The following is a 22942-nucleotide window of genomic DNA, read 5'->3' on the forward strand; positions in this document are numbered from 1 at the left end:
AGCCACCTCCGCGGTATCCCTCAAACCGAACGGAGTGTTCCCGTGAAAGTCGCAGTTCTCGGCGCCGGTGCCATCGGCGCCTACGTCGGCGCCGCGCTCCACCGCGCTGGTGCCGAGGTGCATCTCATCGCCCGTGGACCGCATCTGGCGGCCATGAGGCAGCACGGAGTCCGGGTGCGCAGCCCACGCGGCGACTTCACCGCGCGCCCCCACGCCACCGACGACCCGGCCGAGGTCGGTCCGGTCGACCATGTCTTCCTGGGCCTGAAGGCCAACGCGTACGCGGCGTGCGGGCCGCTGATCGCACCGTTGCTGCACAAGACGACCTCGGTCGTCGCGGCCCAGAACGGCATCCCCTGGTGGTACTTCCACCGGCACGGCGGCCCGTACGACGGCCATCGTGTCGAGAGTGTCGACCCGGACGGCGCGGTCAGTGCGGTGCTCGCGCCCGAACGGGCCATCGGCTGTGTCGTCTACGCGGCGACCGAACTCGAAGGACCGGGCGTCGTACGCCACTTGGAGGGCACGAGGTTCTCCATCGGCGAGCCCGACCGCAGCCGCTCCGCCCGCTGTCTCGCGTTCAGCGAGGCCATGCAGGCGGGCGGTCTGAAGTGCCCGGTCGAACCGGACCTGCGCAGTGACATCTGGGTCAAGCTGCTCGGCAACATCTCCTTCAACCCGATCAGCGCCCTGGCCCGGGCGACCATGCGGCAGATGTGCCTGCACGGCGGCACCCGCAGGGTCATCGAGATCATGATGACCGAGACGCTGGCGGTCGCCGAGGCCCTCGGCTGCGAGGTCGGGGTCTCCATCGAGCGCCGGCTCGCCGGTGCCGAGCGGGTCGGCGACCACCGCACCTCCACGCTCCAGGACCTGGAGCGCGGCAAGCCGCTCGAACTCGACGTGCTGCTCGCGGCTGTCGTCGAACTGGCGGAGATCACCGGCGTGGAGGTGCCCACCCTGCGCACCGTGCACGCCATCTCGGACCTGCTCGCACTGAGGAGCGCCGCATGAGGAAACGGCAACCGAAGACATACACCCGTCTGACGCACCCGCTCGTCCGGGACTCCCGCGACGAGCCGTTCCGGCGGGCCACCTGGGAGGAGGCCCTGGACCGGGCCGCCGCGGGCCTCGGGCGCAACCGCGACGCCTTCGGGATGTTCAGCTGCGCCCGCGCCACCAACGAGATGAACTACGTGGCGCAGAAGTTCGCCCGTGTCGTGATGGGCACCAACAACGTCGACTCCTGCAACCGCACCTGCCACGCCCCCAGCGTGGCGGGCCTGTCGGCGGCGTTCGGGTCGGGCGGCGGGACGTCGTCGTACGAGGAGATCGAGCACACCGACGTCATCGTGATGTGGGGCTCCAACGCCCGGTTCGCGCATCCGATCTTCTTCCAGCACGTGCTGAAGGGCATCAGGAACGGCGCCCGGATGTACGCGGTCGATCCGCGCCGGACCTCGACCGCCGAGTGGGCGGAGAGCTGGATGGGGCTCAACGTCGGCACGGACATCCCGATGGCGCACGCGATCGGCCGCGAGATCATCCACGCGGGGCTCGCGAACGAGGCGTTCATCGCGCGGGCGACCACCGGCTTCGAGGAGTACAAGGCGCTGGTCGAGCCATGGACACTGTCGCTGGCCGAGAAGGTGACGGGCGTACCGGCCGCGGCGATCCGCGAACTGGCGCACGCCTACGCCCGTGCCGAGCGGGCCCAGTTGTGCTGGACCCTCGGCATCACCGAGCACCACAACGGCACCGACAACGTCCGCGCGTTGATCAACCTGTCCCTGCTCACCGGGCACGTCGGCCGCTACGGCTCGGGCCTGCAGCCCCTGCGCGGGCAGAACAACGTGCAGGGCGGCGGCGACATGGGGGCCATCCCCAACCGGCTCCCCGGGTTCCAGGACATCCTCGACCCGGACGCGCGGCTCAAGTTCGAGTCGGCCTGGGACACGGTGATCCAGCCGCACTACGGCCTGAACCTCACGGAGATGTTCGAGGCCATGGAGGACGGCAGCCTCAAGGCCGTCTACTGCATCGGCGAGAACCCGGCCCAGTCCGAGGCCGACAGCGAGCAGGCCGTGCGGCGGCTGAAGGCGCTGGACTTCCTGGTCGTGCAGGACATCTTCCTGACGAAGACCGCCGAGCTCGCGGACGTCGTCCTGCCGGCCACCGCCGGCTGGGCGGAGACCGACGGCACGACCACCAACAGCGAACGGCGGGTGCAGCGCGTCCGCAAGGCCGTCACCCCGCCCGGCGAGGCCCGCGAGGACATCGACATCATCTGCGACCTCGCGGCCCGCCTCGGGCATGACTGGAAGTACGCCGACGCCGAATCCGTGTGGAACGAGCTGAGGTCCGTCTCACCCGACCACTACGGCATGACGTACGTGCGCCTGGAGGAGCACCAGGGCATCCAGTGGCCCTGCCCGAGCACGGACGGGATCGAACCGACGTATCTGCACGGGCGGTTGTGGGAGACCGACCCGGCCAGGCGCGGTCCGCTCGCCCCGTTCGGGATCGTGCAGCACGACCCGCCCGTGGACCTCACCGACGAGCGGTACCCGATCCGGCTCACCACCGGGCGGCGGCTCGACTCGTACAACACCGGTGTACAGAGCGGCGGTTACGCCTCACCCCTCAGGCGCGGCGAGTTCGTCGAGCTGAGCCCGGAGGACGCCGAGCGCTACGGGGTCGTGGTCGGCGAGCACGTCCAGGTGACCTCCCGGCGCGGGTCGGTGACAGCGCCCGTGTGGGTGGACACCGCGCTGCGGCCCGGGCTCGCCTTCATGACCATGCACTTCCCGGACGAGGTGGACACCAACGCCCTGACGATCGAGGCGAACTGCCCGATCGCGGGGACGGCGGAGTTCAAGGCGTCGGCGATCCGGATCGAGAAGCTGCCCATCGCGACCATCGTGGGGTGAACGCAAGTGGACCTGCACTTCGGTGACAGCAAACCGACGGACGAGGAACGGGCGGCCGTCGACGCCCTGCTCGGGCCTCCCGAGTCCTCCTGGGAGGGCGCCGCACGCGACGAGATGCGAGCCGCCGATCTGAGGTGGGCGCGTGGCGGGCGTGAGGCCCGGGACCGCCGCGACCTGCTGTTGCCGGGGCTGCACGCCGTCAACGACCGGATCGGCTGGATCAGCGAGGGCGCCCTCGACTACCTGTGCCGGCGGCTGACGGTACCGCCGGCGGAGGCGTACGGGGTCGCCACCTTCTACGCCATGTTCTCGGTCAAGCCGCGTCCGGCGACCGTGCTGCACGTGTGCACGGACCTGGCGTGCGCGGCGGCCGGGGCGGCGGAGCTGTGCGCCGGGATCGAGGCGCGGCTGGGCCCCGGCAGCGGGGTGAGCGTCGAGCGCAGCCCGTGCCTGGGGCTGTGCGAACGGGCCCCGGCGGCGCTCGCGATCAAGGCCGGTGATCCCGTCCGTACGGCGGTCTCGGCGCCGGCGACCGTCGAGGAGGCCGTGCTCGCCGCGTCCTCGCCCGGTTCCGCGCCCGAGGAGGCGCCGGCCGCGCTGGCGGTGCCCCAGGCGGGGCAGGACGGGCTGATGCTGCTGCATCGCGTCGGCGTGGTCGACCCGTCGTCCCTCGACGACTACCGCGCCCACGGCGGCTACACCGCCCTGCGCCGGGCCTTCGAGCTGGGTCCGGCAGGGGTCATCCGCGAGGTCACCGACTCGGGCCTGGTCGGGCGCGGCGGCGCCGCGTTCCCCACCGGCCGCAAGTGGCAGGCCACGGCGTCCCAGCCCGACCGTCCGCACTACCTCGTCTGCAACGCCGACGAGTCGGAGCCGGGCACCTTCAAGGACCGGGTGCTCATCGAGGGCGACCCGTACGCGCTCGTCGAGGCGATGACGATCGCGGGGTACGCGACCGGCGCCCACAAGGGCTACCTCTACCTGCGGGGCGAGTACCCGCGCGCCCTGCACCTGCTGGAGCACGCGATCGCGCAGGCCCGTGCCCGTGGACTGCTCGGCGACGACGTCCTCGGACAGGGCTACGCCTTCGACATCGAGATCCGGCGCGGCGCGGGCGCCTACATCTGCGGTGAGGAGACGGCCCTGTTCAACTCCATCGAGGGCTACCGGGGCGAGCCGCGCTCCAAGCCGCCGTTCCCGGTGGAGAAGGGCCTGTTCGGCAAGCCGACGGTCGAGAACAACGTCGAGACCCTGGTCAACGTCCTGCCGATCCTGACCATGGGCGCCCCGGCCTACGCGGCGATCGGCACCGGCCGCTCCACGGGGCCGAAGCTGTTCTGCGTGTCCGGGAGTGTGGAGCGGCCCGGCGTCTACGAGGTGCCGTTCGGCGCGACGCTCGGCGAGGTGCTCACGCTGGCCGGGGTGCGGGACGGGCTGCGCGCGGTGCTGCTCGGCGGGGCGGCCGGCGGTTTCGTCCGGGCCGACGAGCTGGACGTGCCGCTCACCTTCGAAGGGACACGGGAGGCGGGCACGACGCTCGGCTCGGGAGTCGTCATGGCCCTCGACGACAGTGTGCCCCTGCCCCGGCTGCTGCTGCGCATCGCGGAGTTCTTTCGCGACGAGTCGTGCGGGCAGTGCGTGCCGTGCCGGGTCGGGACGGTGCGGCAGGAGGAGGCACTGCACCGGATCGTGGAGCGCACGGGCGCCGAGGCCGCCGGTGACATCGCGCTGCTGCGGGAGGTCGGCCGCGCCATGCGGGACGCCTCGATCTGCGGTCTGGGTCAGACCGCGTGGAACGCCGTGGAGTCCGCCATCGACCGTCTGGGGGCGTACGAATGACCGTCACACCGCTGGGGATCCCGCGCCGCATGCTGGAGTTCACCCTCGACGGGGAGGAGGCCCGGGTCCCCGAGGGCTCCACCATCCTGGACGCCTGCCGGGCGGCCGGGAAGAACATCCCGACCCTGTGCGAGGGCGACACCCTCCGCCCGAAGAACGCCTGCCGGGTCTGTGTGGTCGAGGTCGAGGGAGCCAGGACACTCGTCCCGGCCTGCTCCCGCAAGGCCGAGCCGGGCATGGAGGTCCGTACGGACACCGAGCGCGCCCGGCACAGCCGCAAGGTCGTCCTCGAACTGCTCGCCTCCTCGGTCGACCTGTCGACGACTCCCAAGGTCGCCGGGTGGCTGAAGGAGTACGAGGCGAAGCCGGACCGCTTCGGTCCGGACGCGGCGCGGCTGAACGAGGAACCAAGGGTCGACAACGACCTGTATGTCCGTGATTACGACAAGTGCATCCTCTGCTACAAGTGCGTCGACGCATGCGGCGACCAGTGGCAGAACTCGTTCGCGATCTCGGTCGCCGGGCGCGGTTTCGACGCCCGGATCGCCGTGGAGCGCGACGCGCCGCTGACCGACTCGGCGTGCGTGTACTGCGGGAACTGCATCGAGGTGTGCCCGACGGGGGCGCTGTCCTTCAAGTCCGAGTTCGACATGCGCGCGGCGGGTACCTGGGACGAGTCGCGGCAGACGGAGACGACCACGGTGTGCGCGTACTGCGGAGTGGGCTGCAACCTGACGCTGCACGTGCAGGACAATGAGATCGTCAAGGTCACCTCGCCGCACGACAACCCGGTGACCCACGGCAACCTCTGCATCAAGGGCCGCTTCGGCTACCAGCACGTACAGAACCGGGACTGATCAGGACATGGGACGAGTCACGGAACGACGCAAGGTGATCCGCATCCGGGACGGGGTGGTCTCCGGCCGGCCGGACACGCTGGTCGCCGAGGAGCCCATGGAGATCCGGCTCAACGGCAAGCCCCTGGCGATCACCATGCGCACCCCGGGCGACGACTTCGCGCTGGCGGCGGGCTTCCTGGTGAGCGAGGGGGTGCTCGGCGGGCGGCAGGATCTCCGGAACATCGTCTACTGCGCCGGAGCCACGGCCGAGGGGTCGAACACCTACAACGTGGTCGACGTGCAGACGGCCCCGGGCGTGGTGATCCCGGACATCACCCTGGAGCGCAACGTCTACACCACGTCCTCCTGCGGACTGTGCGGCAAGGCGTCGCTGGACGCGGTGCGCACCACGGCCCGGTGGCCCATCGCCGACACTCCGCCGGTCAGGATCTCCCCCGAGCTGCTCTCGGGCCTCCCCGACCGGCTGCGCGCGGCCCAGCGGGTCTTCGACCGGACCGGGGGCCTGCACGCGGCGGCCCTGTTCTCGGAAGAGGGCGAGCTGCTGGACGTCCGGGAGGACGTGGGCCGGCACAACGCGGTCGACAAACTGGTCGGCCGCGCCCTGCAGAACGGGCAGCTGCCGCTGTCGCGGGCGATCCTGCTCGTGTCGGGCCGGGCCTCCTTCGAGCTGGCGCAGAAGGCCGTGATGGCCGGCATACCCGTGCTGGCCGCCGTGTCGGCGCCGTCCTCGCTGGCGGTGGACCTGGCCGCCGAGGCGGGCCTGACGCTGGTGGGCTTCCTGCGGGGCAGCTCCATGAACGTGTACGCGGGTGAGGACCGGATCGCTGTGCGGGCCGCGGCCGCCCAGGGCTGAGCAGGTTCCTCCGCTACACGGCGGCGGGGCCCCGACCGGCGGGGAGCGCCCCCTGCGCCGCAGGGGCCCCGTCTCGGCCCGCCCTCGCGCACAGCCGCGCAGGACTCGCCTCGGCTTGCCCTGACACCCGTGAGACCTCGTCACGGCCTGCCCGCACGTGGACAGCCCCCGGCCGGGTTCTCAGTCGGCCGTGCCGGATATCCGTGCCAGCATCGCCGTGAACTGCTCCCGCTCGGCCGACGACAGCGGTGCGAGCAGTTCGTCGTTGGCGGCGCGGGCCGCCTCCTCGCAGCGCTTCAGCAGCCGGGCTCCGCGCGGGGTGAGGGACACCGCGTTCTTGCGGCGGTCCCGCGGGTCCGGCTCGCGCACCACCAGACCCGCCGACTGGAGGTCGTCGAGGACGCCGACGAGGTCCTTGGGGTCCAGCCGGACCCCGCGGCCCAGGTCCGCCTGGGCGACGGGGGCGAGGTCGCGGACGGCGGACAGCACCACGTGGTGCCACATCCGCATGTCCTCGTCCGCCAGCGCCTCGGCCACCAGGGCCCGGCCGCGGGCGGCGGCGCGGCCGAGCAGCCAGCTGGGCAGGGAGCGGATCGCGGGGAGGGGAGCTTCCGACATGGCCGCAGCCTAACCAAGAGAATCGTTGGTTCTCCCTATGATCCTCCTATACCGTTGGGAACTCCAACGATCTCGTCGGGATCACCGACGGCCCCGGAGGTGTGATGCGCCGCGTCCGCTACGAATCCCCAGGCGGCCCCCTCTTCGTGGAGGAGGCACCGCTCCCCGTGCCCGGCCCCGGAGAGCTGCTCGTGCGTGCGGAGGCGGTCGGCGTCACGCTCCCGGTCGTACGCAAGGTCACCGAGGCGGCCGAACCGGTCCCGCTCGGCGGCGAGATCGCCGGGCAGGTCACGGCCGTCGGTGAGGGCGTCACCCGCTTCGGCACCGGCGACCGGGTGACCGGGCTCTGCTTCGGTCACGGCTACGCGGACTTCGCGGTGCTGCACGAGACCATGGCCTCCCCGGTCCCCGGGGACGCGAGCGCCGTCGACGCGGTCGCCCTGGTCCGCAGCGGCCTGGTCGCCCTCGGCGCCCTGGAGGCCGCCCGCCCCGAGCCGGGCGAGGCGGCCCTGGTCACGGCGGCCGCGAGCGGTGTCGGTCAGCTGGCCGTGCAGCTGGCCAGGACGCGCGGCGCCGGACGCGTGGTGGGAGCCGTCTCCGACCCGTGCAAGGCCGACTTCGTGCGCGGTCTCGGCGCCGACCACGTCATCTCGTACGGCGACGCGAGCTGGGGAACGCCGGTGGACTACGTCCTGGACGCGGTCGGCGGCGAGCTGCTCACCCGCGCCCTCCACGCGCTCGTCCCCGAGGGTCGGCTCGTGGCGTACAGCTCGGGCGGCGGCGCCATCCAGGCCTACGACCTGCTCGTGGGTGCCAAGTCGGTCATCGGGTTCCAGATGGCCCGCGTCGCCCGGGGCAAGCCGGAGTTGTACGAGCAGTGGCGTGAGGAACTGTGGCGGCTGTTCGCGGCCGGAGAGCTCAGGCCCGTCGTCCACGGGGAGTTCGCCCTGGAGGACGCGGCCAAGGCGCACGCGGAGGTCGAGGGGCGGTCCAACCTGGGCAAGGTCGTCCTGATCCCCTGACGCACGGTCCTTGTAGGGGGTCTGTGAGCCAAGTACCGTCTGTGGCCCCACACATGGGACGTGGAATGTCCGAATGACCGGATGTCCGTTCCCATGATTCGGTGGTCCAGCCGACAGACGCATGAAGGGCAGGTCGCACCATGCCGTCAAGTCTTCGCACACGTCTGAGATCCACCCTGACAGCCACGGTCGCCGCCGGAGCGCTCCTCGCGTCCACGGCTGCGGCGCACAGCCGACCCACCACAGCCCAACCGGAGTTCGACCAGCAGGTGCTCTTCAAGGCGTCCCAGGATCCGGGCTACGCCTGCTTCCGCATCCCGGCGATGGTGCGCACCACCAGCGGCACCCTGCTCGCCTTCGCCGAAGGCCGTGTCCTCAACTGCGGTGACGCGGCCGACATCGACATCGTCGTCAAGCGCTCCACCGACGGCGGCCGCACCTGGGGGCCGCTCCAGGTCGTCACCGAGGGCGCGGGCGACACGCACGGCAACCCGGCACCCGTCGTGGACCGCAGGACGGGCCGGATCCTGCTGGCCGAGACGTACAACACCGGCCGTACGGACGCCGGCAACTGCACCGTCCCCTGCGACCGCACCCCGCACCTGCAGTACAGCGACGACGACGGCCGCACCTGGTCGAAGCCGCGCGATCTGAGCGACGAGATCCTGCCCGAGCACTGGAACTCCTGGTACGCGACCGGGCCCGTGCACGGCATCCAGCTGACCCGCGGCGAGCACGCCGGGCGGCTCGTGTTCGGCGTCAACACCGAGACGTGGAACGGCAGCCGGGTCTCCGCCAACCACGCCGCGCTCGTCGTCAGCGACGACGGCGGCGAGACCTGGCGGGTCGGCGCCACGGACACCTGGCCCATAGCGCCGGACGGCACGTTCCGGCAGAAGCCGTCCGAGGTGACACTCACCGAACGCGCCGACGGCGCCCTGCTCGTCAGCGGCCGGGAACAGGACGGCACCGACCTGGGCCACCGCTCCCAGACCCTCAGCCTCGACGGCGGCGACAGCTTCGCCACACCCTTCCGCGACCTCCCTGACCTGTACACCCCGCAGGTCCAGGGCGCGACCCTGCGCCTCGGCGGCCGGATGCTGCTGTCCGCTCCGGCCGACCCCGACCGCCGCCGCACCATGATGGTCCGCTCCTCCTACGACGGCGGGCGCACCTGGGAGAGCGTGGACCGGGGCACGGTCGTCACCACCGACTGGTCCGGCTACTCCGACATGGCGGCCCTGGGCGGCGGGGCGGTGGGCCTGCTGTACGAGGGCGGCGCGGTCGACGCGCGCGACGAGATCCGCTTCGCCCGCTTCAGCGAGGACTGGCTGAAGCCACGCCGGGGCGCCGACCCGACCACGCGTGACGCGGCGGCGGGCGCCAAGCCCGCGGCGGTGCTCGGCGGTGCCGCACGGACGGCCGGTGTCCGCGGCGGTGCGCTGTCGTTCGACGGCACCGACGACGCCGTACGGCTGCCCTACCGGTCCCGGCTCCCGCTCGGGGAAGGGGACTTCACGGCCTCGCTGCACTTCCGCTACACGGCCACGGCCGGCGAGCAGCCCTTCCTGTGGATGGGTGGCATCGGCAGCACCCAGCCGCAGATCTGGCTGCGGGGCGAACCGGCGAGCAACCGGGTCCGAGGGCTGATCACCACGCGATCGGGCGCCACGACCGTCAGGTCCGCCTCGGTGTCGACCGACGGTGCCCACAACGACGGCCGCTGGCACCATCTGGCGCTGCGCCGTGGCGGCGGGCAGCTGACGCTGTTCCTCGACGGCACGCCGCTCGGCACCGCTGACGTGGCCGGCTCGGTCAGCCGCAACTCGCCGTTCGGCGTGCACATCGGCCAGCGCATGGACAGCCGGGCGTTCCTCACCGGGGCGATCGACGACGTCCGGGTGTGGAACCGGGCCCTGAGCGACGAGGAGCTGGCCTCCGGCGCCTCGGGCGCGGCTTCCCGGGGCACGGTGCTGTGGCTGCCCATGGACCGGGTGAGCGGCAGCAACTAACGTCACGGGGCGTGCCCGACGACTCAGGAGCATTACGAGCACGACAGCGCACGGGAACCGGGATCGGCCTGCTGCTGGTCCTGGTTCTCGGCGCGGCGCTGCTCATCGCCCTGCCCGGCGACGACGGTTCGGACGACGACGCCTGCCGGGCGCTGACGGTCGGCTCCTGGAAGCCGGACGACGGCCTCACCGCCGAGTTCGCCCGCTACGGCGACGACGCGAGCCGTACGGACGACTGGACCGGCGGCGACGGCACCCACTCGGTGCGGTTGCCGGACGGCCGGGTGCTGTGGCTGTTCTCGGACACCTACCTGGGCCGGGTGTACGGCCCGCCCAACCCGCACGGCGAGTCCTACGCCTGGCGGGACGCCGGCACGCCGCTGGTGCGCAACTCGGCCGTGCTGATGCGCGACGGCCGCCTCGAGACCACCCTGCCCGCCCCGCTGTTCGCCGACCCGGCACCGAACCAGTGGCGCTGGCCGGTCGCCGCCCGCGTCGAACCCCGCTCCCCCGGCTCCCCGGAGCGGGTCGTCCGGGTGCTGCTGTGGGTACGCACGGCAGGCCAGCCCCCCTGGATCTACGGGGTGCCCACCGCGACCGAGGTCGCCACGCTGTCACTGCCCGAGCTGCGCCTGGAGTCGATCGTCGAGGTGCTCGGCCAGCAGTCGGTCCCCGACCCGTCCCGGCGGGTGCTGTTCGGCACGACGCTGGTCGAGGAGGACGGCTGGACCTATGTGTTCGGCGGCGACGACGGCCGGGCCGCTTCCCGGCCCGCCTCGCACGCGTACGCGGCCCGGGTGCCCGAGGGCGCGCTCGCTGATCCGGCGGCCTGGCAGTACTGGAGCGGCTCGGCGTGGGTGCCCCGCGCCCGCCCCCGGCCGGTGCTCGGGGACGGGCGGCGCAAAGGCGTGGGCAGCGCGTTCTCGGTCGTCCGGGAGGGCGGTACGTACGTGCTGTTCACGATGGCCGCCGGCCCGAAGGGACTGACCACCGTGGCGTCCTACTGGGCCTGTTCCCCGGCCGGGCCGTGGCACGGTCCGGCGAAGGAGTTCGGCCCGCCGCTGCCGCAGGGGGAGGTGGCCGCCTACAATCCGCAGGCGCATCCGGTGCTGAGCGGCGGGGGACGGCTCGTCCTGAGCTACGACGTCAACTGGCTGGACATGACGGGCGCCGCCGACCGGCTCAGCCGGAACGTGTCCCTGTACCGACCGCGGTTCGTGTCGTTGCGGCTGGCTGCGGTGCGGTGACCTCCGCCGCCGCCTCCCGCGCGCGCCGCTTGGCGATCACCGCGCACACGATGAGCTGCATCTGGTGGAAGAGCATCAGCGGCAGTACGGCGAGCGCCGCCTGCGCGCCGAACAGGACGCTCGCCATGGGCAGTCCGGCCGCCAGGGACTTCTTGGAGCCGGCGAACTGGATCGCGATCCGGTCCGCCCGGCCGAAGCCCAGCGCCTTGCCGCCGTACCAGGTGAGCAGCAGCATCACGGCGAGGATCACGGCCTCCACGACGGCCAGAGCGCCCAGCCGCACCGGGCTGACCTGGTGCCAGATGCCCTGGACCATGCCCGCGCTGAACGCGGTGTAGACGACCAGCAGGATCGAGCCGCGGTCCACCAGCCCGAGGACCTGCTTGTGGCGCGTGACGAAGCCGCCGATCCAGCGGCGCAGCAACTGCCCGGCGAGGAACGGCACCAGCAGTTGCAGCACGATCTTCAGCAGCGAGTCGGCGGAGAAGCCGCCGCCGCTGCCGCCGAGCAGCGAAGCCGCGAGCAGCGGGGTGGCGACGATGCCGACGAGGGAGGAGAAGGAGCCCGCGCAGATCGCGGCGGGCACGTTGCCGCGGGCCATCGAGGTGAAGGCGATCGACGACTGGACGGTCGACGGGACCAGGGTGAGGAAGAGCAGGCCCTGGTAGAGCGGGTGCGTCAGGATCACCGGCACCAGCCCGTGGGCCGCGAGTCCGAGCAGTGGGAAGACCAGGAAGGTGCAGGCCAGAACCGTCACGTGCAGTCGCCAGTGCCGCAGTCCGTCCAGCGCCTCACGCGTGGACAGCCGGGCGCCGTACAGGAAGAACAGCAGGGCGACCGCCGCCGTGGAGGCACCCGAGGCGACATCGGCGGCCGGTCCGCGCGCCGGGAACAGCGCGGCGAGGCCCACCGTCCCGAGGAGGAGCAGGATGTAGGGGTCTATCGGCATCCAATGCGGCCGGCGCAGGCGTTTCACGGTGCTCCACTTGCTTTGGTACTTCGGTCGGTCCAGGGCCGTAGCGGCCCCCTTCCATCCTGCTTCCCCGACGGGCGATCGGGAATCCCGTATACCGTTCTCACTGTCATTGCGTTCCGCGATAACATGGACCCATGTACGACCCGTCCCATCTGCGCACGTTCCTGTCGGTGGCGCAGACGCTGAGTTTCACGCAGGCCGCGCGGCGGCTCGGGGTGCGGCAGTCGACGGTCAGCCAGCACGTGCGGCGCCTGGAGGACGCCACGGGGCGGACGTTGTTCACCCGGGACACGCACTCCGTGGAGCTGACCGAGGACGGCGAGGCCATGCTCGGCTTCGCGCGCCGGATCCTGGAGGTACACGAGCAGGCGGCGGCGTTCTTCACGGGCACCCGGCTGCGCGGCCGGCTGCGCTTCGGCGCCTCGGAGGACTTCGTGCTGACCCGGCTGCCGGAAATCCTGGAGGGCTTCCGGCACGAGCACCCGGAGGTCGACCTGGAGCTGACGGTCGAGCTGTCGGGCACGCTGCACGAGCAGCTGGCCGCCGGGAAACTGGATCTGGTCCTGGCCAAGCGGCGGCCCGAGGACCCGCGGGGCGAGCTGGTCCGGCACGACCGGCTGGTGTGGATCGGCGCGGAACGCCTCCGGCTCGACCCGGACCGCCCGGTGCCGCTCATCGTCTACCCGCCGCCCGGCATCACCCGCGCACTCGCCCTGGAGGCCCTGGAACGGGAGGGCCGCGACTGGCGCGTGGTGTGCACCAGCGGCAGCCTCAACGGTCTCGTCGCGGCGGCCCGGGCCGGTCTCGGTGTGATGGCCCACTCCCGCGGCCTGATCCCGCCGGGTCTGGTCCGGGTCCCCGACCGGGCGGGGCTGCCGGAACTGGGGCAGGTCGACTTCGTCCTGGTCCACGGCCGGCGCCGGCCCTCCGCCCAGGGCGCGGCCGACGCCCTGGCAGCGGCGATCCTGGCAGGCGGCGACCGGCTCCAGCGCAGCGAGCGCAAGGGCCTCTGAGCCGGCCGATCAGACACCTCCGACGGAAGCGGAGTGACGAAATCCGGCGCCCTGCCGCTGACAGAAGGGACCCCGTTCGGGGGCGCGTCGCGCCACGGCCGGACTCGTACAGATTCGGTGGAGATTACGGCACCGAAACTTACTCAACCGTCAGGTTTGTGTCCGACCCTTCCCCATGTGAGCGCTTTTTCCCTCGCTGTCCAGCGCGGACCGAAGCGGTGCGCGCTTCCGTACCCCCTCCCGCCCTCTGCCCCGGTGGGGTAGCTTTCACGGCGCTGTGCGGGGCGTCACTCGACAAGAGCGCTGAGGAACGGGGAGCGGGGTTTGCGCGAGTTCACCAACCCTCCGTTGGCGTTGGCACCTCCGGTGGGCGGTCTGGCCGACGTGGTCTTCGAGCATGCCCAGGAGGATCCGCAGCACATCGCGCTGGGCCGCAAGGACGACTCCGGTCAATGGCAGGACGTCACCAGCGCCGAGTTCCGCGACGAGGTGCTCGCCCTGGCCAAGGGCCTGCTGGCGAGCGGCATCCGGTTCGGCGACCGGGTCGCGATCATGTCCCGCACGCGCTACGAGTGGACCCTCTTCGACTACGCGCTGTGGACGATCGGCGCCCAGGTCGTGCCGGTGTATCCGACGTCGTCGGCCGAGCAGTGCTTCTGGATGCTCTACGACGCCGAGGTCACGGCCGCGGTCGTGGAGCACGAGGACCACGCGATGACGATCGCCACCGTCATCGACCGGCTCCCCCGGTTGCGCCGGCTGTGGCAGCTGGACTCCGGTGCCGTGCACGAGCTGTACGACGCGGGCGCACACCTCGACGACGAGGTGGTGCACCGCCACCGGCAGGCCGTCACACCCGACTCGGTCGCCACGATCATCTACACCTCGGGCACCACCGGCCGCCCCAAGGGCTGTGTCATCACCCACGGCAACTTCATGTACGAGGCGGACACCGTCATCGAGCGCTGGGAGCCGGTGTTCCACTCCCGGCGCGGCGACGAGGCGGCGACCCTGCTGTTCCTGCCGCTCGCGCACGTCTTCGGGCGGATGGTCCAGGTCGCCGGGATCCGCGGCAAGGTGAAGTTCGGCCACCAGCCGCAGCTGAACGCGGCGGCCCTGCTGCCGGATCTGGCCGCGTTCAAGCCGACGTTCTTCCTGGCCGTGCCGTACATCTTCGAGAAGGTGTTCAACGCGGCCCGCCGCAAGGCCGAGAAGGAGGGCCGCTCCGGCCCCTTCGAGAAGGCCGTCGACATCGCGATCCGGTACGCGGACGCGATGGAGGCGAAGGCCTGGGGCACCGGCCCCGGCCCGTCGGCGGGCCTGCGCATGCAGCACCAGCTGTTCGACAAACTCGTCTACACCAAGATCCGCGCCGCGATGGGCGGCCGCATCAAGCACGCCATGTCCGGCGGCTCGGCGATGGACCGCCGCCTCGGGCTGTTCTTCGCCGGGGCGGGCGTGCACATCTACGAGGGTTACGGCCTGACCGAGTCCACGGCGGCCGCGACCGCCAACCCGCCCGGGCGCACCCGGTTCGGCACGGTCGGGCAGCCCATCCCGGGCATGACCGTGCACATCGCGGACGACGGCGAGATCTGGCTGCACGGCGAGAACGTCTTCCAGGGGTATCTCAACAACCAGAAGGCCACCGACGCGACCCTGCACGACGGCTGGCTCGCCACCGGCGACCTGGGCGCGCTGGACGAGGACGGCTTCCTCACCATCACCGGCCGCAAGAAGGAGATCCTGGTCACGTCCGGCGGAAAGAGCGTTTCCCCCGGCGTGCTGGAGGAACGCGTCCGGGACCATCCGCTGGTCAACCAGTGCATCGTCGTGGGCAACGACCGCCCCTACATCGCCGCCCTGATCACCCTCGATCAGGAGGCCGTGGAGCACTGGCTGGCCATGCGGTCCAAGCCGCAGATGTCCGCGGCGGAGCTGGTGCGCGACGCGGATCTGGAGACGGAGGTGCGCCGCGCGGTGGTCGCCGCCAACACCCTCGTCTCGCAGGCCGAGTCGATCCGCACCTTCCGCATACTGGCCCAGCCGTTCACGGAGGAGCACGGGCTGCTGACCCCGTCCCTCAAGCTGAAGCGGAAGGCCATCGAGAACGCGTACGAGAACGAGGTCGAGGCGCTCTACCGGGCGTGACCTCCGCCCCGCGGGGCAGGTGTGGCTTGGGAATTCTCCCGTCAGGAATGCATCACCGCCCGTGATCGTTGACGATGGGAGCACACTGACCACTTACCGAAGGATCGAGAGCTCGTGAGCAAGGTCCCCCCGATCATCCTGAACAACGGCGTCGAGATGCCCCAGCTGGGCTTCGGCGTCTGGCAGGTGCCGGACGACGAGGCCGAGAAGGCCGTCGGGACGGCACTGGAGGCCGGGTACCGCAGCATCGACACCGCGGCGATCTACGGCAACGAGGAGGGCACCGGCAAGGCCATCGCCGCCTCCGGTCTGCCCCGCGAGGAGCTCTTCGTCACCACGAAGCTCTGGAACGCCGACCAGGGGTACGACTCCACGCTGCGCGCCTTCGACACGTCGCTGGAGAAGCTCGGCCTGGACTTCGTCGACCTGTACCTGATCCACTGGCCGACGCCGGAGCGGGGTCTGTACGTCGACACCTACAAGGCGTTCGAGAAGCTGCACGCCGACGGCCGGATCCGAGCCATCGGTGTCTCCAACTTCCTTCCCGAGCACCTTCAGAAGCTGATCGGTGAGACGTCGGTCGTCCCGGCGGTGAACCAGATCGAGCTGCACCCGCACCTGCAGCAGGGTGCCTCCCGTGAGTACCACGCGCAGCAGGGCATCGCCACGGAGGCCTGGTCCCCGCTCGGCCAGGGCAAGGGCCTGCTGGAGGTCCCGGCGATCGTGGCCATCGCCCGCAAGCACGACCGCACCCCGGCCCAGGTGGTGCTGCGCTGGCACATCCAGCTGGGCAACGTGGTGATCCCGAAGTCCGTGACGCCGTCGCGGATCAAGGAGAACATCGAGGTGTTCGACTTCAGCCTCGACGACGAGGACCTGGCGGCGATCAGCGCCCTGAACGAGGACCGGCGCATCGGCCCGGACCCGGCGGAGTTCAACGGCGCCTGAGCCGCACCGTCAGCACCCGGGGCCGCAGGACCCAGGGGCTGCAGGCCCCTCGCGGGGCCGGAGCACCCTCCCGGCAGGGCCACCGGTCCGGAGGCCCCTCGCGGGCCCGACCCCTGGCAGCGCCCCCGTCCGGAGCCCCCTCGTGGAGCCCGGGCCGGGGCGTTGTCGTTCCGGGGCGGATCCCCCTCGGACCGGCTGCCTCGAGGGTGCCGGGCCGGCGGCCGCTACGCGGGCCGGACCGCCGTGTGCACGGTGTGGGCCTCCAGGACGAACACGTCCGGGCGGCGGTGCAGGCTCGCCTCGTCGTCGGGGTCGAGCAGGCGGTCGACGGTCGCGAGATCCTCGGCGTCGAGCCCCTCGGCGAGCTTGTCGCGCATGTGCGACAGGGAGGCCACGACATACGCGCGCGCCCGGTCCGAGGCGGGGGCCGGCAGGTCGAGCAGGAAGCTGTGCGTCCTCGTGTGCTTGAGCCCCGCGGCGGCCAGCAGGGCCGGCCAGTGCTCCGTCTCGGCCACATGCCCGGCCAGATCGGTGCGCATCCGGCTGAACCACTCCGACTCCACCGCGTCGATCCGCGCCTGGAGACCGGGGCGGCCGATGCCGATGTCGCGCGGCAGGAACCGCAGGGGCAGGCCGCCCTCCATGAGGGCCAGCGTGCCGCCCGGTGCGAGCCGCCGCGCGAAAGCGGCCAGCGCGGCCCGCTGATCGCCCAGGTGGTGCAGGCTTCGGCTCGCCCAGAGGAGGTCGGCGGGGTAGTCCAGCTCGCCGAGCACCTCGGGCAGATCACCGGCGAGCGTGCCGAAACGGTCGGCGACGCCCTGCCGCCCGGCCCGCGCCCGGGCTCGCTCCAGCAGGGCTTCGGAGCCGTCCACCGCCACGATCCGGGCGCCCGGGAACGTCTCCGCGAACAGGCACGACACCACACCCGGCCCGCTGCCGGCGTCGACGATCAGACCCGGCTCGGTCACCTCCTGCGCCAGCCAGCCCAGCGCCCGTTCGTACAGAGGCGCGAACAGCTCCGCCGAGGACTCCAGCATCGGGCCCATCTCGGCCCAGTCGAGGTCCGTGTGGCCGTGGTGAGGGGCGTGGCCGCGCTCGTGGTCGTCGTGGTGGTCGTGGTGGTCGTGCGCCATGGTGGTCAGCCTCTCGCTCGGATGCGGTCAGCGTGCGCCGACGCACCGCGCGGAGGCCACTGCTGTTGCCGGTGCGGCAAAATCCGCCGGGGCCGGGGCCCCGGCGGATCAGCGGTTCACCGCGAACCGGTCAGGACAGCGGCGGGTACGCGTTCTGCATCAGCTGCCGGAACTGTGCGGAGAACCAGTGCCCGGACAGCGGCGCGTCCGGCAGGGCACCGGACATGTTGTTGTTGTTGCGCGGGTTGCCCGTGTAGGTCGGGTCGCACATGCGGTCGAAGCCCTTGCCCTCGTCGTTCGGGATCTGCTTGCTCGCCCCGTCGGACTCGCCCGGCGGCTTCATCCACACGTACGCGTCGATCCCCGCGGCCGGGGCGGCCTTCGGGCGCTCGCCCAGGCCGGCTCCGGACTGGTTGCACCAGTTGCCGGCGTTGAAGCGACGGTCGTACCGCCCGCCGTCGACGTAGGTGTCGACGCTGGTCGTCGCGCCCGGTCCGGTGGGCCGTGCGGTGCCGCCCCAACCGTTGCGGGAGGTGTCGATCAGCATGCCGATGTTCGAGTTGAAGCCCGTCGAGACCAGCTGGTTGCGGAAGGCCTGGGCGTAGGACAGCTCGTCGGTGTAGCGGTTCCAGTCGACCCACTTCGACTCGCGGACGGACTTGCCGGCCACGGTGTCGTTGATGGTGAAGTTGTTCTCTTTCAGGGCGCTGTAGTTCGCCGTGTTGGTGATGAAGCCGTGGACGTCGTTCACCGTGGCGCCCTCGGCGGTCGCCGCCTCCTTCATGATGGTGGCGGTGGGGCCGAAGTTGTCGTCCCAGCCGATCCAGCCGTGGTGCCCGGCGTCGACGTAGTTGTAGACGTTCGGCACGTCGCCGAGCTTGTTCAGCGCGTAGCCGACGCCCTTGACGTAGTTGCCGTTGGCCTTCATCACGTCGCACTGCGGGACGGCCGTCGGGCGGCTGCCGGTGTTGGTGACGAGGTTGGGCAGCGAGTCGATCTCGACCGTGGTGACGATCCGCAGCGAGGCGTACTTCGGGTCGGCGAGGATGGCCTTGATGGGATCGATGTACTCAGTCTTGTAGCGGCCGATCTCGTCAGCCTTCAGCTCGCCGTTGGAGGCGAGGGCGGAGCAGTCCCGGCCGGGCAGGTTGTAGATGACGAACTGGACGACGAGCTCGCCGGAGCCCTTCTGGCGCAGCGCCTCGTCGAGGTGGGCGCGCAGGCCCATCTTGCCGTTCGCACCGTTGATGGCCGCGATGCGGTCCAGCCAGACACCGGTCGGCTGGTTGGCGACCCGGCTGCCGCCCGGCTCGGCGGCGGCGTTCGCGGACCACTCCGGGTTCACGTACACCTTCGCGCCCTCGTAGGGGTTGTTCACCCGGTTGGACGGTCCGCCCGGGTCCGGCGGGTCCGTGGGGCCGCCGGGGCCGCCGTCGACGTTGCAGGTCACGCCGTCGAGGGTGAAGGTCGCCGGGATCGCGTTGCTGCCGCTGTAGCTGCCCTGGAAGCCGAAGCTGACCGAGCCGCCCGTCGCCAGCTGCCCGTTGTAGCTCTCGTTGGCGGCGGTGACGGCCGCGCCGCTCTGGCTGAGCTTGGCGTTCCAGCCGCTGGTGACCTTCTGGTTCCCGGCGTACGACCACTTCAGCGACCAGGACGATTTGGCGGCACTGTTGTTGGTGATGGTCACGGCGGCGGTGAAGCCGGTGCTCCACTGGTTCTGGATCTTGTAGTCGACGGTGCAGGGGACGGCTGCGACGCCGGTGCCGCCCGGGTCGACGGCGAAGGCGGTGCCGGTCGCGCCGGCGACCAGAGCCATGGCGGCCAGTAACGCGGTTCTCGTACGGCTCATGAGTGGGGGTCCCTCTTCCGTTGGGTTCCTTGCGATGTCCGCGGTTCCGTGGGGGGTTCAGAGGTGCGGTGAGTGCGGTGTGCGCCTTTGCGGGCATGCCGGGGCCTGGTGCGCCGTACGCAGCCGGCGGAGGGCGTCACCTGTCCGCCGCACGCGGCGCTCTCGCGCCGGCGGCGGCTCAAAGTACTGAACGCGGGGGGTGTCGCATGAGCGACTCCTTGCAGGTCGGGCGTGCCGTGACGGACGCGTCGACTGATGGAACCGCTCCCACTGGTGTCAAGGAAGGTAGCGCCAAGTGACAGTAAAGAACAGGGGAGTTGCTGACTTTTGCTCAACGCGAGGCGTCGAATCTTTTCGACTCTTCTAGAACCTTGACCGGTACCTGACGCATCCGCACTATGGGAGCGCTCCCACTGGTTCAAGCCTTGACTTCTCCGAGCCGCAAGGAGGAACCAGCACCATGCATCCCCCACCCCGGAGGCGGAGAGCCGTGCGGCGTCTGTGGACCGCGGCGCTCGCAGCTCTCACCCTTCCGTTGACGATGCTCTCCTCAGGGTCGACTCCCGCGCAGGCGGCGGCACTTCAGTGCAGTGTCGACTACAAGACGAACGACTGGGGCTCCGGTTTCACGGTGGACCTCACCCTCACCAACCGCGGCACGGACGTCATCGACGGCTGGACGCTGACCTACGCCTACTCCGGCAACCAGAAGCTGGGCAACGGCTGGAACGGCACCTGGTCGCAGTCCGGCCAGAACATCACCGTGAAGAACGCCTCCCACAACGCGCGGGTCGCAGCGGGCGCCGCCGTCTCCACCGGTGCCCAGTTCTCCTACAGCGGCGGCAACACCGCGCCGACGTCCTTCTCCGTCAACGGCACGCCCTGCACCGGCGCGCACCAGCCGCCGATCGCCGTGCTGACCAGCCCGAGCGCGGGCGCCGTCTACACCCAGGGCCAGGCGGTGCCAATGGCGGCCACCGCGGCCGCCGCGGACAACGCCACGATCAGCAAGGTGGAGTTCTACGACGACACCAAGCTGCTGGGCACGGACACGACTGCGCCCTACGCGCTGTCCGTCTCCGACCTGGCCGTGGGCGGTCACTCCCTGGTGGCGAAGGCGTACGACAGCATGGGCGCCTCCGCGGACTCCACCCCGGTCGGCATCACCGTCTCCTCGGGCCCGACCGTCGTCGCCTCGCCGCTCCAACTGGGCGTCCAGTCCGGCAAGTCGGGCACCTACGAGGTGAAGTTGTCCAAGCAGCCGTCGTCCAACGTGACGGTGACCTCGGCCCGGGCGAGCGGCAACTCGGGGCTGTCGGTCTCGGCCGGTGCCTCGCTCACCTTCACGCCGCAGAACTGGAACACCGCGCAGAAGGTGACCGTGTCGGCGGCGGGCTCCGGCACCGGATCGGCCGTCTTCGAGTCGACGGCCGCGGGCCACGCCAAGGCCTCGGTCACCGTCACGCAGCTGGCGGCGTCGAAGGTGTACGACGCCCGCTTCCTGGAGCTGTACGGGAAGATCACCAACCCGGCGAACGGCTACTTCTCCCCCGAGGGCATCCCGTACCACTCGGTGGAGACGCTGATCGTCGAGGCGCCTGACCACGGCCACGAGACCACGTCGGAGGCGTACAGCTACCTGCTGTGGCTGCAGGCCATGTACGGCAAGGTGACGGGTGACTGGTCGAAGTTCAACGGCGCGTGGGAGCTCATGGAGAAGTACATGATCCCCACCAAGGCCGACCAGCCGACCAACTCCTTCTACAACCCCTCCAAGCCCGCCACCTACGCCCCCGAGCTGGACACGCCGAACGAGTACCCGGCCAAGCTCGACCCGTCCGTCGCGGCCGGTTCCGACCCGATCGCGGGCGAGCTGAAGAGCGCCTACGGCACGGACGACGTCTACGGCATGCACTGGCTGCAGGACGTGGACAACGTCTACGGCTTCGGCAACTCGCCCGGCAAGTGCGAGGCCGGCCCGTCGGACACCGGCCCGTCGTACATCAACACCTTCCAGCGCGGGCCGCAGGAGTCGGTGTGGGAGACCGTCCCGCAGCCGACCTGCGACGCCTTCAAGTACGGCGGCAAGAACGGCTACCTGGACCTGTTCACCGGTGACGCCTCCTACGCCAAGCAGTGGAAGTTCACCAACGCGCCGGACGCCGACGCCCGGGCCGTGCAGGCCGCCTACTGGGCGGACCTGTGGGCCAAGGAGCAGGGCAAGGGCTCCGCCGTCTCCGCGACGGTGGGCAAGGCCGCCAAGATGGGCGACTACCTGCGCTACTCGATGTTCGACAAGTACTTCAAGAAGGTCGGCAACTGCGTCGGGCCCTCCACCTGCCCGGCGGGCACCGGCAAGGACGCCTCGATGTACCTGATGTCCTGGTACTACGCCTGGGGCGGCGCCACCGACACCAGTGCCGGCTGGGCCTGGCGCATCGGCTCCAGCCACGCCCACGGCGGCTACCAGAACCCCCTGGCGGCCTACGCGCTCGCCAACTACGCGCCGCTGAAGCCGAAGTCGGCGACGGGCGCGGCGGACTGGGCCAAGTCCATGGACCGGCAGCTGGAGTTCTACCGCTGGCTGCAGTCGAACGAGGGCGCCATCGCGGGCGGTGCGACCAACAGCTGGGCGGGCCGGTACGCGACCCCGCCCTCGGGCAAGTCCACGTTCTACGGCATGTACTACGACGAGAAGCCCGTGTACCACGACCCGCCGTCCAACCAGTGGTTCGGCTTCCAGGCATGGTCCATGGAGCGGGTCGCCGAGCTGTACCAGCAGACGGGCAACGCCAAGGCCAAGACAGTCCTGGACAAGTGGGTCGACTGGGCGCTGTCCAAGACCACCTTCAACCCCGACGGCACCTTCCGCATCCCGTCGACGCTGCAGTGGTCGGGCCAGCCCGACACCTGGAACGCCTCCAGCCCCGGCTCCAACAGCGGGCTGCGCGTCACCGTCGCCGACTACACCAACGACGTCGGTGTGGCGGCCGCCTACGCCAAGACCCTGACGTACTACGCGGACCGCTCCGGTGACACCGAGGCCGCCACGGCGGCGAAGAAACTGCTGGACGGCATGTGGGCCAACCACCAGGACGCGCTCGGCATCGCCGTTCCCGAGAACCGGGCCGACTACAACCGCTTCGACGACCCGGTGCACATCCCGAGCGGCTGGACAGGCACGATGCCGAACGGCGACGCGATCAACTCGTCATCCACCTTCGACTCGATCCGCTCCTTCTACGAAGACGACCCCGCCTGGTCGAAGATCGAGAGCTATCTCTCGGGCGGCGCGGTGCCGTCATTCACCTACCACCGGTTCTGGGCCCAGGCGGACATCGCCCTGGCCATGGGCTCGTACGCGGAACTCCTCGAATAGCCCCCGCCGGGCGCTCCGCGGGTAGTGCGGTTTTCGTCTGCGGGCCGTGAGTGGCTGGTCGCGCAGTTCCCCGCGCCCCCCAAGACAGCGTCCGAAGCTCTGCGTACACGGC

At 71.0% G+C, this 22942-nt stretch carries 16 protein-coding genes; 12 read left to right on the top strand and 4 right to left on the bottom strand.

What is annotated here, in order from left to right:
* The first annotated feature begins 42 nt into the window (after positions 1-42).
* Genes ACFY5B_RS10480 through fdhD form a run of 5 tightly spaced genes read left to right on the top strand, consistent with a single transcriptional unit; the run spans position 43 to position 6482 of the window.
* The gene (locus ACFY5B_RS10480) at positions 43-1014 is read left to right on the top strand and encodes a 2-dehydropantoate 2-reductase (RefSeq protein WP_389967442.1); all 972 of its coding nucleotides are present in this window, start codon (positions 43-45) and stop codon (positions 1012-1014) included.
* Positions 1011-2930, top strand: coding sequence for a molybdopterin oxidoreductase family protein (locus tag ACFY5B_RS10485; RefSeq protein ID WP_389967446.1), 1920 nt, complete (start codon positions 1011-1013; stop codon positions 2928-2930). Before ACFY5B_RS10480 ends, ACFY5B_RS10485 begins: the two co-directional genes overlap by 4 nt.
* Before the next feature lie 6 nt (positions 2931-2936).
* Entirely contained in the window at positions 2937-4769 is a 1833-nt protein-coding gene (locus ACFY5B_RS10490) for an NAD(P)H-dependent oxidoreductase subunit E (protein WP_389967449.1), read from the top strand.
* On the top strand, positions 4766-5626 hold the full coding sequence (locus ACFY5B_RS10495) for a 2Fe-2S iron-sulfur cluster-binding protein (protein ID WP_389967452.1): 861 nt from the start codon (positions 4766-4768) through the stop codon (positions 5624-5626). The genes ACFY5B_RS10490 and ACFY5B_RS10495 overlap by 4 nt, the downstream gene beginning before the upstream one ends.
* 7 nt (positions 5627-5633) lie before the next feature.
* Positions 5634-6482 (top strand): formate dehydrogenase accessory sulfurtransferase FdhD, encoded by an 849-nt coding sequence (fdhD, locus tag ACFY5B_RS10500; protein ID WP_389967455.1) that lies wholly within the window; start codon positions 5634-5636, stop codon positions 6480-6482.
* Between the two features lie 180 nt (positions 6483-6662).
* Here the strand turns inward: fdhD and ACFY5B_RS10505 are convergent, their stop codons facing one another.
* Positions 6663-7100 carry a MarR family winged helix-turn-helix transcriptional regulator gene (locus ACFY5B_RS10505; RefSeq protein ID WP_389967458.1) on the bottom strand — a complete coding sequence of 146 codons (438 nt, stop codon included), beginning with the start codon at positions 7098-7100 and terminating at the stop codon, positions 6663-6665.
* Between the two features lie 104 nt (positions 7101-7204).
* Here ACFY5B_RS10505 and ACFY5B_RS10510 point away from each other — a divergent pair, with 104 nt between their 5' ends.
* The 3 genes from ACFY5B_RS10510 to ACFY5B_RS10520 all read left to right on the top strand — a co-directional run bounded on the left by ACFY5B_RS10510 (position 7205) and on the right by ACFY5B_RS10520 (position 11381).
* Positions 7205-8122 carry a zinc-binding alcohol dehydrogenase family protein gene (locus ACFY5B_RS10510; RefSeq protein ID WP_389967461.1) on the top strand — a complete coding sequence of 306 codons (918 nt, stop codon included), beginning with the start codon at positions 7205-7207 and terminating at the stop codon, positions 8120-8122.
* A 140-nt stretch (positions 8123-8262) separates the two neighbouring features.
* Entirely contained in the window at positions 8263-10134 is a 1872-nt protein-coding gene (locus tag ACFY5B_RS10515; protein WP_389967464.1) for an exo-alpha-sialidase, read from the top strand.
* An 11-nt stretch (positions 10135-10145) separates the two neighbouring features.
* Positions 10146-11381 (top strand): DUF4185 domain-containing protein, encoded by a 1236-nt coding sequence (locus ACFY5B_RS10520; protein WP_389967467.1) that lies wholly within the window; start codon positions 10146-10148, stop codon positions 11379-11381.
* Here ACFY5B_RS10520 and ACFY5B_RS10525 read toward each other — a convergent pair.
* Positions 11317-12330 (bottom strand): bile acid:sodium symporter family protein, encoded by a 1014-nt coding sequence (locus ACFY5B_RS10525; RefSeq protein WP_389967735.1) that lies wholly within the window; start codon positions 12328-12330, stop codon positions 11317-11319. The two genes, ACFY5B_RS10520 and ACFY5B_RS10525, sit on opposite strands and share 65 nt — an antisense overlap.
* Positions 12331-12491: 161 nt before the next feature.
* Between ACFY5B_RS10525 and ACFY5B_RS10530 the strand changes: the two genes are divergently transcribed.
* From ACFY5B_RS10530 to ACFY5B_RS10540, 3 genes are all read left to right on the top strand, one after another.
* Positions 12492-13370 carry a LysR substrate-binding domain-containing protein gene (locus ACFY5B_RS10530; protein WP_389967470.1) on the top strand — a complete coding sequence of 293 codons (879 nt, stop codon included), beginning with the start codon at positions 12492-12494 and terminating at the stop codon, positions 13368-13370.
* A 324-nt stretch (positions 13371-13694) separates the two neighbouring features.
* Positions 13695-15521, top strand: coding sequence for an AMP-dependent synthetase/ligase (locus ACFY5B_RS10535; RefSeq protein ID WP_389967473.1), 1827 nt, complete (start codon positions 13695-13697; stop codon positions 15519-15521).
* 156 nt (positions 15522-15677) lie between these two features.
* Positions 15678-16469 (top strand): aldo/keto reductase, encoded by a 792-nt coding sequence (locus tag ACFY5B_RS10540; RefSeq protein ID WP_389967736.1) that lies wholly within the window; start codon positions 15678-15680, stop codon positions 16467-16469.
* Positions 16470-16693: 224 nt separating this feature from the next.
* Here ACFY5B_RS10540 and ACFY5B_RS10545 read toward each other — a convergent pair whose 3' ends face one another.
* On the bottom strand, positions 16694-17602 hold the full coding sequence (locus ACFY5B_RS10545) for a class I SAM-dependent methyltransferase (RefSeq protein ID WP_389967476.1): 909 nt from the start codon (positions 17600-17602) through the stop codon (positions 16694-16696).
* 130 nt (positions 17603-17732) lie between these two features.
* On the bottom strand, positions 17733-19451 hold the full coding sequence (locus ACFY5B_RS10550; protein ID WP_389967478.1) for a glycoside hydrolase family 6 protein: 1719 nt from the start codon (positions 19449-19451) through the stop codon (positions 17733-17735).
* Positions 19452-19911: 460 nt separating this feature from the next.
* Here ACFY5B_RS10550 and ACFY5B_RS10555 point away from each other — a divergent pair, with 460 nt between their 5' ends.
* A complete protein-coding gene (locus ACFY5B_RS10555; RefSeq protein ID WP_389967481.1) occupies positions 19912-22830 on the top strand; it encodes a glycoside hydrolase family 48 protein in 2919 nt (972 codons plus the stop codon).
* Positions 22831-22942: the final 112 nt, after the last annotated feature.

It is taken from the genome of Streptomyces sp. NPDC013187, assembly GCF_042899705.1.
Lineage (GTDB): Bacteria > Actinomycetota > Actinomycetes > Streptomycetales > Streptomycetaceae > Streptomyces > Streptomyces hawaiiensis_A.